This window comes from Streptomyces sp. 35G-GA-8 (assembly GCF_023534745.1).
Lineage (GTDB): Bacteria > Actinomycetota > Actinomycetes > Streptomycetales > Streptomycetaceae > Streptomyces.
On sequence record NZ_JAMHJQ010000005.1, the window covers coordinates 596,559 to 609,439 of the forward strand.

The 12,881-nt window shown below is 69.1% G+C and carries 10 protein-coding genes; 5 read left to right on the plus strand and 5 right to left on the minus strand.

Going from position 1 to position 12,881, the window contains the following annotated elements; genetic code table 11:
- Window positions 1–7: 7 nt before the first annotated feature.
- The gene (locus tag M1203_RS14200) at window positions 8–2,965 is read right to left on the minus strand and encodes a glycoside hydrolase family 48 protein (protein WP_249949995.1); all 2,958 of its coding nucleotides are present in this window, start codon (window positions 2,963–2,965) and stop codon (window positions 8–10) included.
- Between the two features lie 260 nt (window positions 2,966–3,225).
- On the opposite strand from M1203_RS14200, the gene M1203_RS14205 reads away from it, so the two are divergent.
- The 4 genes from M1203_RS14205 (at window position 3,226) to M1203_RS14220 (ending at window position 8,221) form a co-directional block, all read left to right on the plus strand.
- Window positions 3,226–4,731 (plus strand): cellulase family glycosylhydrolase, encoded by a 1,506-nt coding sequence (locus M1203_RS14205; protein ID WP_249949996.1) that lies wholly within the window; start codon window positions 3,226–3,228, stop codon window positions 4,729–4,731.
- Window positions 4,728–6,470 carry a glycoside hydrolase family 6 protein gene (locus M1203_RS14210; protein WP_249949997.1) on the plus strand — a complete coding sequence of 581 codons (1,743 nt, stop codon included), beginning with the start codon at window positions 4,728–4,730 and terminating at the stop codon, window positions 6,468–6,470. The genes M1203_RS14205 and M1203_RS14210 overlap by 4 nt, the downstream gene beginning before the upstream one ends.
- 183 nt (window positions 6,471–6,653) lie before the next feature.
- The gene (gene htpX, locus M1203_RS14215; RefSeq protein WP_249949998.1) at window positions 6,654–7,559 is read left to right on the plus strand and encodes a zinc metalloprotease HtpX; all 906 of its coding nucleotides are present in this window, start codon (window positions 6,654–6,656) and stop codon (window positions 7,557–7,559) included.
- A gap of 77 nt (window positions 7,560–7,636) precedes the next feature.
- A complete protein-coding gene (locus tag M1203_RS14220; RefSeq protein WP_249949999.1) occupies window positions 7,637–8,221 on the plus strand; it encodes a hypothetical protein in 585 nt (194 codons plus the stop codon).
- 54 nt (window positions 8,222–8,275) lie between these two features.
- On the opposite strand, the gene M1203_RS14225 is transcribed toward M1203_RS14220, so the two are convergent.
- The 3 genes from M1203_RS14225 to M1203_RS14235 all read right to left on the minus strand — a co-directional run bounded on the left by M1203_RS14225 (window position 8,276) and on the right by M1203_RS14235 (window position 10,545).
- Complete coding sequence (locus M1203_RS14225; RefSeq protein ID WP_249950000.1) at window positions 8,276–9,166, minus strand: SMP-30/gluconolactonase/LRE family protein; 891 nt, start codon at window positions 9,164–9,166, stop codon at window positions 8,276–8,278.
- 71 nt (window positions 9,167–9,237) lie between these two features.
- On the minus strand, window positions 9,238–10,110 hold the full coding sequence (locus M1203_RS14230; RefSeq protein ID WP_249950001.1) for a serine protease: 873 nt from the start codon (window positions 10,108–10,110) through the stop codon (window positions 9,238–9,240).
- 177 nt (window positions 10,111–10,287) lie between these two features.
- On the minus strand, window positions 10,288–10,545 hold the full coding sequence (locus M1203_RS14235) for a hypothetical protein (protein WP_249950002.1): 258 nt from the start codon (window positions 10,543–10,545) through the stop codon (window positions 10,288–10,290).
- Between the two features lie 87 nt (window positions 10,546–10,632).
- On the opposite strand from M1203_RS14235, the gene M1203_RS14240 reads away from it, so the two are divergent.
- Window positions 10,633–11,262 carry a winged helix-turn-helix domain-containing protein gene (locus tag M1203_RS14240; RefSeq protein ID WP_249950003.1) on the plus strand — a complete coding sequence of 210 codons (630 nt, stop codon included), beginning with the start codon at window positions 10,633–10,635 and terminating at the stop codon, window positions 11,260–11,262.
- A 75-nt stretch (window positions 11,263–11,337) separates the two neighbouring features.
- On the opposite strand, the gene aspA is transcribed toward M1203_RS14240, so the two are convergent.
- On the minus strand, window positions 11,338–12,789 hold the full coding sequence (aspA, locus tag M1203_RS14245; protein ID WP_249950004.1) for an aspartate ammonia-lyase: 1,452 nt from the start codon (window positions 12,787–12,789) through the stop codon (window positions 11,338–11,340).
- Between the last annotated feature and the right edge of the window lie 92 nt (window positions 12,790–12,881).

A 12,881-nucleotide genomic window follows, 5' to 3' on the forward strand; every position in this document is an offset into this window, starting at 1 on the left:
GACAGCGCTACTCGAAGAGATCGGCGTACGAGCCGAGGGCCAGCGCGATGTCGGCCTGCGCCCAGAAGCGGTGGTACGTGAAGCTCGGCGCGGCCCCGCCGTTCAGATACGCCTCGACCTTGGACCAGGCCGGATCGCTCTCGTAGAAGGACCGGATCGACGCGAAGGTGGAACTCCCGTTGATCGCGTCGCCGTTGGGCATGGTGCCGGTCCAGCCGCTCGGTACGTACACCGGGTCGTCGAAGCGGCTGTAGTCGGCGCGGGTCTCCGGGACCGCGATCCCCAGCGCGTCGCGGTGGTGGTCCCACATCCCGTCGAGGAGCGCCTTCGCGGTGGTCCTGGCCGCCGCGTTGCCCGACTTCGCCGCGTAGTAGGAAAGGGTCTTGGCGTACGCGGCGGCCACCCCGACATCATTGGTGTAGTCGGCGACGGTCACATGCAGACCGGTGTTGGCGCCGGGCGTGGTGGCGTTCCAGGTGTCGGGCTTGCCGGACCACTGGAGGGTCGACGGGATCCGGTACGTACCGTCGGGGTTGACGGTGGTCTTGGACAGGGCCCAGGCGACCCACTTGTCCAGCACGGCCTTGGCCGCGCTGTCGCCGGTCTGGTGGTAGTACTCCGCGACGCGCTCCATCGACCAGGCCTGGAAGCCGAACCACTGGTTGGACGGCGGGTCGTGGTAGACGGGCGCCTCGTCGTAGTACATGCCGTAGAAGGTCGGGGTGCCGGCCGGGGGCACCGCGTATCTGCCCTGCCAGCTGTTGGTGGCGCCGCCCGCGATGGCCCCCTCCGAGGACTGGAGCCAGCGGTAGAACTCCAGCTGCCGCTTGAGGCTGGTGTTCCAGTCCTGCTGGCCGGTGGCCGACTTCGGCTTGAGATCGGCGTACGAACTCAGCGCCCAGGCGGCCATCGGGTTCTGGTAGCCGCTGTGGCTGAAACTGGACCCGATACGCCAGGCCCAGCCCGCCGAGGCGTCGGTGGCACCGCCCCAGGCGTAGTACCAGGAGAGCAGATAGTGCGAGCTGTTCTTGCCACTGCCCGGCGCACAGGCCGTCTCGCCGACGCAGTCACCGATCTTCTTGAAGTACTTGTCGTACATCGCGTAGCGGAGGTAGTCCCCCATCTTGGCCGCCTTGGCGACATTGGCCGCGACCTCGCCGCCCTTGCCCTGTTCCTTGGCCCATTCCGAGGCCCAGTAGGCGGCCTGGACGGCGCGGGCGTCGGCGTCCGGGGCGTTGGTGAACTTCCACTGCTTCGCGTAGGCCGCGTCCCCGGTGAACAGGTCGAGATAGCCGTTCCTGCCGCCGTACTTGAAGGCGTCGCAGGTGGGCTGGGTCACCGTCTCCCAGACCGACTCCTGCGGTCCGCGCTGGAAGGTGTTGATGTACGAGGGCCCCTGGTCGGCAGGTCCCGCCTCGCACTTCCCGGGCGAATTGCCGAAGCCGTAGACGTTGTCGACGTCCTGGATCCAGTGCATGCCATAGATGTCGTCGGTGCCGTAGGCGCTCTTCAGTTCGCCCGCGAGGGGGTCGTTGCCGACCGGGACATTGCTGTTGAGCTGCGAGGGGTACTGCGAGGGCAGGTCCCACTCGGGGGCGTAGGTGGCCGGCTTCGACGCGTTGTAGAAGCTGTTCGTGGGCTGGTCGGCGTGGGTGGGGATCATGTACTTCTCCATGGTCGCCCACGCGCCGTTGAACTTGCTCCAGTCGCCGGTGACCTTGCCGTACATGGCCTGGAGCCAGATCAGATAGCTGTACGCCTCCGAGGTCGTCTCATGGCCCTGGTCGGGCGCCTCGACGATCAGGGTCTCCACCGAGTGGTACGGGATGCCCTCGGGCGAGAAGTAGCCGGCGGCCGGGTCGGTGATCTTGCCGTACAGATCGAGGAACCGGGCGTCGTAGGTGCCGGCCGCCGCCAGTTGCGTGACGGTCACCTCGGCCTTGGTCTGTCCTGGCGCGGTCGCGGTGAAGGTGGCGGCGCCGGTGCCGGTGGCCGCGGCGGAGACGGTCACCTGCTGGGGGGTGCTCCAGTTGGCGCCGGTGAAGGTGAGGGTGGAGCCGGAGGTGACGGTGAGGCCGGGGTTGCCCGCGGTACGGGCCACGGTGACCGTGACATCGGCGGCCGGCCGGGTGGAGAGCTTCACCCCGAAGGTGCCCGTCCTGCCCTGCTGTACGCCCAGTTGGGCGGGGCTCGCGACCAGCGACGGGCCCGCGGTGACCCGTACCCCGACCGGGGTGGACTCCGCCGCGGCGCCCTGGCCGTCGTACGCCTTCGCGTAGAGCGAGAGATCGCCCGCGGGGACGTTCGCGTAGTCGAAGGTGTAGGGGGAGGTGGTGTCCGTGCCGAGCAGCTGGGTGTCGCTGTAGAACTCGACCTTGGAGATCCCCGCGCCGTCGGCGGCGACAGCGGTGGCGGCCATCGGGATGGTGCCGCCCGCGGTGAACACCGCGCCGGGCGCCGGGCTGGTCAGTACGGTGAGGGGCGGCTGATGCGCGCCCGCGCACGTCACGCCGTTGACGGCGAAGACGGTGGGCTTGGCGTTGGCGCCGCTGTAGTCGAAGTTGGCACCGGCGGTCGCCGCCGCTCCGGGCGCGATGCTCGCGTTGTGCGCGGCGTTCTTGACGGTGACGGTCCTGCCGGTCTGGGTCCAGGTGCCGTTCCAGCCGCTGGTGAGTTTCTGGTTGCCGGCGTACTCGTAGCTGAGTGTCCAGCCGTCGATGGGGTCCGTACCGCGATTGGTGAGGGTGAGATCGGCCGTGAAGCCGGAGCCCCAGTCATTGGTCTTGTAGTCGACGCCGCACTGGAGGGCCGCGGCGTGCGCGGGGGTGCTGTTGACCGCGGTCAGACCGAGCGGCAGGGAGAGGGCGGCGGCCAGCGCGGTGAGCAGACGCCGGATTCCACGTGATCGGCCGGATCTTCCGGGTGGCGGTGGTGCCCCTGGTGGTGAGCCTCGTAAGCCGGGCATGGGGTGGTCCTCCTCGCGGTCCGGTGCGGGTGGTGAGGGGGGTGCGAACCAGTGGGAGCGCTCCCAAGCGTTGAGCGGGACCGTGCACCTGTCAAGAGTTTGAACACGACGCACGTCCGGGCGAGTCGCCAGATAAAAGAATTCAACTGGACTGTTGACTCACGCGACTTCGGCGCTACCGTCGGAAGCCAACCAGTGGGAGCGCTTCCATCAGTCATACGCCGTGTCAGGCGGCGTATCGGCCATCGAGGAGTCGCTCCATGCGAGCACCACCGCGCCTCACCGCACTGCTGGCCGCCGGGGCCCTTGCCGTGGCCGGCACCGCTCTCGCACCGCAGCCGACCGCGTCGGGAACCGCGGCCGGCTGCACCGTCGCCTACAGCACCACCAGCGAATGGGACAGTGGCTTCCAGGGCGCTGTCACGCTCACCAACAACGGCTCACCGGTCGAGAACTGGACACTGACCTTCGACTTTCCCGGAAGTCAGCGGGTGACCCAGGGCTGGAACGGCAAGTGGTCGCAGTCCGGGAGGACCGTGACCGCCGTCAACGAGAGCTGGAACGGGAAGATCGCCACCGGCGGCTCGCTCAGCGCCGGGTTCCTCGCCTCCTGGTCCGGGGCCAACCCGGCGCCCACCGCGTTCAGGCTCAACGGCGTGGCGTGCGACGGCGATCCGGGACCGGGCGACCCCACCGACCCGCCGACGGATCCCCCCACCGATCCACCCACCGATCCGCCGGGGCCGGGCGGCGCCCCGCCGAAGCTGCGCGCCTCGGGCAACAAACTGGTCGACGAGAACGGCGCGACCCGCCGCATGCTCGGGGTGAACCGCTCCGGTGGCGAGTTCGCGTGCGTCCAGGGCTATGGCATCTTCGACGGTCCGGTGGACGACGCGTCGGTGCGGGCCATCGCGGACTGGAAGGTCAACACCGTACGGATACCGCTCAACGAGGAGTGCTGGCTCGGCCTCTCGCATGTGAAGCCGGAGTACGCCGGCGCGAACTACATCGCGGCGGTCGAGCAGTTCGTGACCAGGCTGGAGGCGCACGGCATCACGCCGGTCGTCGAACTGCACTGGACCCACGGCAGGTACACGGGCAACGACAACCACTGCCCGGACACCGAGTACGCGACCTGCCAGAAGCCGATGCCGAACGCGCGGTACACACCGGCCTTCTGGACCTCGGTCGCGCAGACCTTCAAGGACGACCCGGCGGTGGTCTTCGACCTCTTCAACGAGCCGTTCCCGGACCGCGCCACCGGCGATCTCGACGCGGCCTGGACCTGCTGGCGCGATGGTGGCAGCTGTCCGGGGATCGATTTCGAGGTGGCCGGAATGCAGTCGCTGGTGACCGCGGTACGGGCCACCGGCGCCCGGAACCTGGTGCTGGTGCCCGGCATCGCCTACTCCAACGACATGCGGCAGTGGCTGAAGTACCGGCCCGCCGACCCGGCGGGCAATCTGGCCGCCGCCTGGCACACGTACAACTTCAACGTCTGCGCGAGCGAGAGCTGCTGGAACGAACAGCTCGCGCCGGTCGCCGCCCAAGTGCCCTTCGTGGCGGGCGAGATCGGCGAGAACACCTGCTCGCACGGCTATATCGACCGGGTGATGGCCTGGCTCGACAGCCATGGCGCCTCGTATCTCGGATGGACCTGGAACACCTGGGACTGTTCGTCGGGGCCCGCTCTGATCAGCGACTACAACGGCACGCCCACCAATTTCGGCGTAGGACTCCGTGACCATCTGAAGGGACTCTCATGAGCCGCACCACCACCCCTCCGCGACGTGCGCGAGGCGCTGCGCTCGCCGCGTTCGCGCTGGTCGCAGCCGCGGCCGGGACCGCGACCGCGCTGGACGCGCCCATCGGCGCCGCGGCGGCCGGCTGCACCGTCGACTACCGGATCCAGACCGCCTGGAACGGCGGCTTCACGGCCGATGTCAGCGTGACCAACACCGGCGACGCGATCAGCTCCTGGAAGCTGGAGTGGAGCTTCGCCGGCGACCAGAAGGTGACGCAGGGCTGGAACTCCACGATCACCCAGAGCGGTACGGCCGTCTCCGCCGCCAATGTCTCGTACAACGGCTCGCTGGCGACCGGCGCCTCGGCGTCCTTCGGCTTCAACGCCTCGGTCACCGGGTCCAACGCGGTGCCGGCCGCCTTCAAGCTGAACGGGGTCACCTGCAACGCGCCCGGTGGCGGCGACCCCACGGATCCTCCGACCGACCCGCCGACCGACCCGCCGGCCGGATCCAAGGTCGACAACCCGTACGCGGGCGCCGGGGTGTACGTGAACCCGGAGTGGTCCGCGAAGGCCGCGGCCGAGCCCGGCGGCAGCAAGGTCTCCAACCAGCCGACCGGTGTGTGGCTGGACCGGATCGCGGCCATCGAGGGCGTCGGCACGGGCATGGGGCTGCGCGACCATCTCGACGAGGCGCTGCGGCAGGCCGCGGGCAAGCCGCTCGTCGTCCAGCTCGTGATCTACAACCTGCCGGGCCGTGACTGCGCCGCGCTCGCCTCCAACGGGGAACTGCGCCCGACGGAGATCGGCCGCTACCAGCGCGAGTACATCGATCCGATCGCCGCCATACTCGCCGACAGCAAGTACGCCGGACTGCGGATCGTGACGACCGTCGAGATCGACTCGCTGCCCAACCTGGTCACCAATGTCACGCCCCGCCCGACCGTCACGCCGCAGTGCGATGTGATGAAGGCGAACGGCAACTACGTCAAGGGCGTCGGTTACGCGCTCAACCATCTCGGCGCCGTCCCCAACGTCTACAACTATGTCGACGCGGGCCACCACGGCTGGATCGGCTGGGACGACAACTTCAACGCCTCGGCGCAGATCTTCAAGCAGGCCGCGACCGCCGAGGGCAGCACGGTCGACAAGGTGCACGGCTTCATCGTCAACACCGCCAACTACGGCACGCTCAAGGAGAACAACTTCACCATCAACGACAACGTCGCCGGCAAGTCGGTCCGCGAGTCGAAGTGGGTGGACTGGAACCGCTACGTCGACGAGCAGTCGTTCGCCCAGGCGTTCCGGCAGCAGCTGGTGAGCGTGGGCTTCCCGTCGGGCATCGGCATGCTGATCGACACCTCCCGCAATGGCTGGGGCGGCTCGGCCAGGCCCACCGGTCCCGGTCCGCAGACCAGTGTCGACACCTATGTGGACGGCGGGCGCTACGACCGCCGCATCCACCTGGGGAACTGGTGCAACCAGTCCGGCGCCGGACTGGGCGAGCGGCCGAAGGCGGCGCCCGCCGCCGGGATCGACGCGTACGTATGGATGAAGCCCCCGGGCGAGTCGGACGGCGCGAGCAAGGAGATCCCGAACGACCAGGGCAAGGGCTTCGACCGGATGTGCGACCCGACGTACACCGGCAATCCCCGGAACAACAACCACATGTCCGGTGCGCTGCCGAACGCTCCGCTGTCCGGTGACTGGTTCTCCGCGCAGTTCCAGGAGCTGCTGAAGAACGCGAACCCGGCGCTGTAGCGGCAACCGTAGCGGCAGCTGTAGCGGCAGCGCGAAAGGCCACGAAAGGGGCCGCGAAGCGGGCGTAGGACCGGCCGGGGGGCGCCTCGGGGGGCCGGTCCTACGCCTTCCATATAGTGCGCTTATTCCGTTTCGCCAGGAAAGGGGGAAAATGAAAGAAGAAAGAACTAATGGAGGCGAGCGATGACAGGGACCCGCTACACCCAGGACCGCGGTCTGACCACCCGCATGGTGACCACCATGTTTCTGATCGGGCTGCTGTACGTGGTCCTGGTCGGTGTGCTGCTGGCCGTGCTGGGCAAGTTCTGGCCGATCATCCTGATCCTCGTCGGAGGACTGTTCATCGCGCAGTTCTGGTTCAGCGACAAGATCGCGGCCTTCGGCATGGGCGCGCACGAGGTCACCCCCGAGCAGGCACCCGAGCTGCACGGCGCCGTCGACCGGATCTGCGCGCTGGCCGATATGCCGAAACCCAAGGTGGCGATCGCGCGCAGTGACATACCGAACGCCTTCGCGACCGGCCGGAACGAACGCAGCGCGCTGGTCTGCGCCACCACCGGCCTGCTCCGCAGACTGGAGCCGGAGGAGCTGGAAGGCGTCCTCGCGCACGAGATGTCGCATGTCGCGCACCGCGATGTCGCGGTGATGACCATCGCCTCGTTCCTGGGCGTTCTCGCGGGTCTGATCACCCGGATCGCGCTCTACAGCGGGCTGTCGAGGAGCGCCAGGAACGCCGGCCCGGCCGGGCTCGCGATCCTGGTGATTCCGCTGGTCAGCGCGGTGGTGTACGCGATCGGCTTCCTGCTGACCCGGCTGCTCTCCCGCTACCGTGAGCTCTCCGCCGACCGTACGGCCGCGCTGCTCACCGGCCGGCCCTCGGCGCTCGCCTCGGCACTGACCAAGGTGAGCGGTCAGATGGCGCGGATCCCGACGGAGGACCTGCGGAAGGCGGAGCCGTACAACGCCTTCTACTTCGTGCCGGCGTTCGCCTCGAAGGAGAGCCTGGGGCGGCTGCTCGCCTCGCACCCGACGCTGGAACAGCGGCTGGACCAGCTGGCCCGTATCTCCGCCGAACTCGCCCGTCCGTGAGGCTCCTGCCGTCACCGCCGTCGCTTCCCGCACGGCCATCACTGCCATCACTGCCGTCACACTGAGGAGCTGGTCCCGTGGGCCTTCTCGACGCCATCCTCGGCCGGAGCAAACCGGTCAGCCCCGATCTCGACCAGCTCTTCGCCCTCCCGTCCGCCGCGCTCACCCTCCAGGCCGGGGCCGGATACACCCCCACCGGCCTCGGCTCGGTCTGTTTCGCGGGCGTCGAGGGCGGCGGCTTCGCCCGTATCCGGCAGGACGTGCGAGAGCTGCTGGACGCGGACACCGGCCAGGACAGCCGCCCGGTGGAATTCAGCCAGGACTCCTACGGCTACACCTGGCTGCTCGCGCGTCGGGCGCCCGACGACACGGCCACGCTGGTCAACGATCTGCACGCGGTCAACACCCTGCTCCAGGACGGCGGCTTCGGCCCTCAGCTGCTCTGCTCACTGCTCAGCTTCCGGGACGCCGAACAGCGGGCGCTGGCTCTCGTGTATCTCTACAAACGCGGCAGCTTCTACCCCTTCGCGCCCCTGCCCGGCAGCGCCGAGAAGCGGGACAATCAGCGGGAACTCCAGGTCAGAGCGGTGCTCGGGAGCGATCTGCGGATCGAGCCCGATCTCGCGCGCTGGTTCCCCGTCTGGGGTGCGCCGGGACTCTGACCGGGCCCGATGTGTGCTCCTGGCAGGTCCGCGGAAAGACCGCCGGCCGCGTCGTCACCCGGCGTACGGCAGCGGGGCCAGTCCGGCGATTCCCGGATCGACGGTGAACACGGCGCCCGCGGCCGGATCGTCGCCGTCCGCGAGGCCCTGGCGCGAGGTGGTGATGAAGAGCCTGCGGTAGCCGTCGCCGCCGAACGAACAGGCGCTGACCTGCCGGGCGTTGACCTCGACCACCTCGTCCAGGGTCCCGTCGGCGGCGTAGCGGCGGACCGCGGAGCCGCCCCACAAAGCGACCCATACCCCACCTTCGCCATCCAGGGTGAGGCCGTCGGGGGAGCCGTCGTCCGGGTCGATGGTGACCCAGGGCTCGGGGGTGGAGAAGCGTCCGGTCGACGGGTCGGTCGTGATCCGGGCGACGGTCCCCGTGGGGGTGTCGACGTAGTAGGCGAAACCGCCGTCCGTAGCCCACGCGAGGCCGTTGGAGATGGTGACCCCGGTATGCACGACCGAGGTGGCGCCGTCGGGGGTGAGGCGGTGGACGGAGCCGGCACCGGGGCGGGTGTCGTACGCCATGGAACCGCAGTAGAAGTTGCCGGCCGGATCGCAGGCCCCGTCGTTCATCCGGACCGTGGGGTCGGTCCACAGCTCGTCGCCGGGGGTGACGGTGCCGTCCTCGGCCACCAGGACGAAGCCCCGCTCGACAGCGGCGACCACGCCGCCGGAGCGCCGGGGCCGCCAGGCCGCCGCGACCGTACCGAGATGCCACCGCTCGTACGCGTCAACGCCGTTGGCCTCGGTGCCGAAGCTGCCGAAGGGGCCGAAAGGGCCGAAGGTGAGGAGATCTCCGGCCAGCAGGTCGACGATCCTCAACTGCCCGGTGTTCGGGTCCCAGCCGGGCCCCTCGCCGTGATGGGTGACGACCCCGGTCCACTGCTCGGCGCGCATGGCGGCCCCTCTCGTCGACAGCGCCGCCGGTCCCCCGGCGGCGCCACACCGTGTACGCGCTCCCCGCGTTCCTACGGCTTGGGCAGGGTACAGCCGGTACGGGTCAGGTCGATCTTGCTGCCGGTGCCGACGCACGGCACGATCCCGTAGGTCTCCTGGGCGTAGTTGATGCCCTGGCGTACGGTCACGGTGCCGTTCTCGTCCACCTCGCACGGGTTGTTGACCGTGCAGCGCGCACCGCTCTCATTGCCCGTGTTGTTGACGGCGACGACCTTGCCCGTGGTGTTGTCGATGACGGGCGAGCCCGAGGTGCCGCCGATCGTGTTGCACGCGGAGGTGTAACGGACCGAGTCCTTCCAGGTCCAGCTCCCTTCCTTCAACAGGTAGGCGAATCCATCGATGTTGCAGCTGTAGATCCGCTTCCAGTAGCCGGAGACGACCTTGATCGCGGTGCCCTGGACCGGGCGGGCGGCGTTGAGTTCCAGCGCCGATATCCCGTACGCGCTCTGTATCTGTGCGTAGGTGCTGGTGAGTTGGTACAGCGAGACATCCGTGTCGGTCATGGTCGCGTACGCGATCTTGCTGGCGCGCAGGGTCGCGACGCCGGTGCCCGAGGAGTTCAGCAGGCTGAAGGTGCGGGTGGACGCCCTGTCCACGATGACCTGGCCGGCGGCGGGCATCCCGCTCTCCAGACAGTGGCCGTTGGACAGCACGAGGGCGGGGTCGCTCGGTTGCGAGGCGGGCGTACGGACAACGGAGCCGGAACAGTTGCTGAGCGCCACCGTTCCGGCGAAGTCGACTGCCTGGACCTTGGCTTGGGCGGTTGCCGCGGTCCCGGCGGTCTTCGTGGGCGCGCCCGCGTCATGGCTGGTGGCCATGGCGGGTGCCGCTCCCGCTCCGAGGAGCAGAACGGCGAGCAGCGCGCCGAGGAGAGGCTTTCTCATGTGGGGTCCTCTCTGTGACCGAAGTTCCTCCGGTTTTGTCATGGGCATTGTTGACGCATGTCCCGCAGCGGGCAACCATGCCTCGGTCGGACTCCCTCGCGCGGACCCCTGGGATTCCGGCCCCCGACATGACGGTGGGGGCGGTGCCGACCGGCACCGCCCCCACCGTCATTCCCTTCAGTTGATCAGATCGTTCCCGGCCTTCACCGCGTCGGCCCCGGCCTTCACCGCGCTCTTCACGGCGCCCACCTTCTTGTCCACCTTGTTCCCGAGGACGCCTTCCACGACAGGCTCGGCCTTGGTGCCCACGGTCGCCGCGGTCTGTGCGGCACTGCTGAGCGTGGAGCCGAATTCGACCGCCTGGGCGGCGGGGGCGACGGCGGCGAGCAGCGCGGAGCCTGCCGCGGCGGCGGTGAGAAATCGATACGCGTTCATGATCGGTGTAACGCGTGGAGACGACGGAGGACACGCGCCCCTCCACCGGCGGGGGGACCCCGCGGACGCGCACCATACGATTCCGGCATGACCGACGAACCCACGCCGGAGACCGCCGCACCGCCCGCCGCCAAGCCCACCCGGCGCCTCGACGCGCGCAGCCTGCGCGGGCTGGCCCATCCCCTGCGGATGAGCATCTACGAACTGCTCAGGCTCGACGGCCCCGCCACCGCAACCCTGCTCTCCGAACGCCTCGGCGAGAACACCGGCACCATCAGCTGGCACCTGCGCCATCTCGCCGAGCACGGCTTCATCGAGGAGGAGACGGGACGCGGTACGAAACGGGAGCGGTGGTGGCGCACGGTGAATGTGACGAACGTGCTCAACACCGCCGATTTCCGGGACGATCCCGATGCCCGAGGCGCGGTGTCGGTCTTCACCCACGAACTGCTGAGACAGCACTTCGACCGGGTCACGCACTATCTGGGCGAGGAGTGGGAGGACGAGTGGCGCAACGCCGGCACGATCTCGGACTGGCGTGATCTTCGGATGACACCGGACCAGTTGCGGGCCCTCAACGAGGAGCTGATGGCGGTCATCGCCCGCCATCTCCCCTCGCCCGGCGCCGAACCCGGCACCGAGCCCGCCCCGGACGCGCTCCCGATCGTCGTACAACTCCAGTCGTTCCCCCGCAGGGAGCACGGCGGCTCGCCGTGAACCTGAGGGCGGCCGGGGCGCGTCGCGTGGTCGTGCCCCGTGGTCGTGCCCCCTTGGTCGCGTCGCGGCTCCGTATCAGGCCGCGTCCGTATCGGGCGCGTCCGTACCCGTACCCCCACCCGTACCCGTACCCGTACCCGCGATCACCTCAGGGCGCAGCAGGGCCATGAGCCGGTCGGCCGGGAGCAGCCCCCGTTCCAGGACCAGTTCGGCGACACCGCGCCCCGACGCGAGGGCCTCCTTGGCGATCTCGGTCGCGGCGAGATAGCCGATGTGCGGGTTGAGCGCGGTGACGAGTCCGATGGAGTTCTCCACGCTCGCGCGCAGCGTCTCCGTATTGGCGGTGATACCGGACACGCAGCGCTCGGCGAGCGTGACACAGGCCGCCCGCAGATGGGTGATGGACTCCGAGAGGGAGTGCAGGATGATCGGTTCGAAGGCGTTGAGCTGGAGCTGACCCGCCTCCGCCGCCATGGTGATGGTGACGTCGTTGCCGATCACCTCGAACGCGACCTGGTTGACGACCTCCGGGATCACCGGGTTGACCTTGCCCGGCATGATGCTGGAACCGGCCTGCACCGGAGGGAGATTGATCTCCGCGAAGCCCGCGCGCGGTCCCGAGGAGAGCAGCCGCAGATCGTTGCAGCTCTTGGAGAGCTTGACCGCGATGCGCTTGAGCACACCGGAGAGATGGACGAAGGCGCCGCAGTCCTGGGTGGCCTCGACCAGATTGGCCGCGGTGACCAGGGGCAGTCCTGTGAGGGTGGCGAGATGGCGGCGGGCGGCCTCCGCGTAACCCGCCGGGGCGTTGAGACCGGTGCCGATGGCGGTCGCGCCGAGGTTGATCTCATGGACGAGGCAGACGGCCTCGGCCAGCCGGCATTCGTCCTCCTCCAGCATGACGGCGTACGCGGAGAACTCCTGGCCCAGGGTCATCGGCACCGCGTCCTGGAGCTGTGTCCGGCCCATCTTGAGGATCTCGTGGAACTCCTCGGCCTTGGCCGCGAACGCCTCGCGCAGGATCGTCATCGCGTCGAGCAGTTCCCGTACGGCGAGGATCGTGGCGACGTTGACGGCGGTCGGGTAGACGTCGTTGGTCGACTGGCTGAGGTTGACGTCCTCGTTCGGGTGCAGCTCGTGGTAGTCGCCCTTGGTGTGACCGAGGATCTCCAGCGCCCGGTTGGCGATGACCTCGTTGGCGTTCATATTGGTCGACGTACCGGCGCCGCCCTGGATCACGTCCACGACGAACTGGTCGTGCAGCAGGCCCTCGTCCCTGATCTCCCGGCAGGCGGCGGAGATGGCGTCGGCCTTCTCGGCGGTGAGCAGCCCGAGATCCTGGTTGGCGCGGGCCGCGGCCTCCTTGACGGCGGCGAGCGCGTTGATCAGATGGGGGTAGGCGGCGATCGGCGTACCGGTGATGGGGAAGTTCTCCGAGGCACGCAGGGTGTGGACGCCCCAGTACGCGTCGGCGGGTATGTCGCGGTCGCCCAGCAGATCGTGTTCGCGGCGGTGGCCGGGGGTCATGTCGCGGGTCCTTCGTGAGGAGGGAGGGGGAAAGCCGAAGGGAAGGCGGAAGAGCGGGAGAGCGGGGGTCGGGGAGAGCGGGGGTCGGGGAG

Coding starts and splice junctions, on each gene's coding strand:
- M1203_RS14200 (WP_249949995.1), bottom strand. CDS start 2,965: ATGCCCGGCTTACGAGGCTCACCACCAGGGGCACCACCGCCACCCGGA.
- M1203_RS14205 (WP_249949996.1), top strand. CDS start 3,226: ATGCGAGCACCACCGCGCCTCACCGCACTGCTGGCCGCCGGGGCCCTT.
- M1203_RS14210 (WP_249949997.1), top strand. CDS start 4,728: ATGAGCCGCACCACCACCCCTCCGCGACGTGCGCGAGGCGCTGCGCTC.
- htpX (WP_249949998.1), top strand. CDS start 6,654: ATGACAGGGACCCGCTACACCCAGGACCGCGGTCTGACCACCCGCATG.
- M1203_RS14225 (WP_249950000.1), bottom strand. CDS start 9,166: ATGCGCGCCGAGCAGTGGACCGGGGTCGTCACCCATCACGGCGAGGGG.
- M1203_RS14230 (WP_249950001.1), bottom strand. CDS start 10,110: ATGAGAAAGCCTCTCCTCGGCGCGCTGCTCGCCGTTCTGCTCCTCGGA.
- M1203_RS14235 (WP_249950002.1), bottom strand. CDS start 10,545: ATGAACGCGTATCGATTTCTCACCGCCGCCGCGGCAGGCTCCGCGCTG.
- M1203_RS14240 (WP_249950003.1), top strand. CDS start 10,633: ATGACCGACGAACCCACGCCGGAGACCGCCGCACCGCCCGCCGCCAAG.
- aspA (WP_249950004.1), bottom strand. CDS start 12,789: ATGACCCCCGGCCACCGCCGCGAACACGATCTGCTGGGCGACCGCGAC.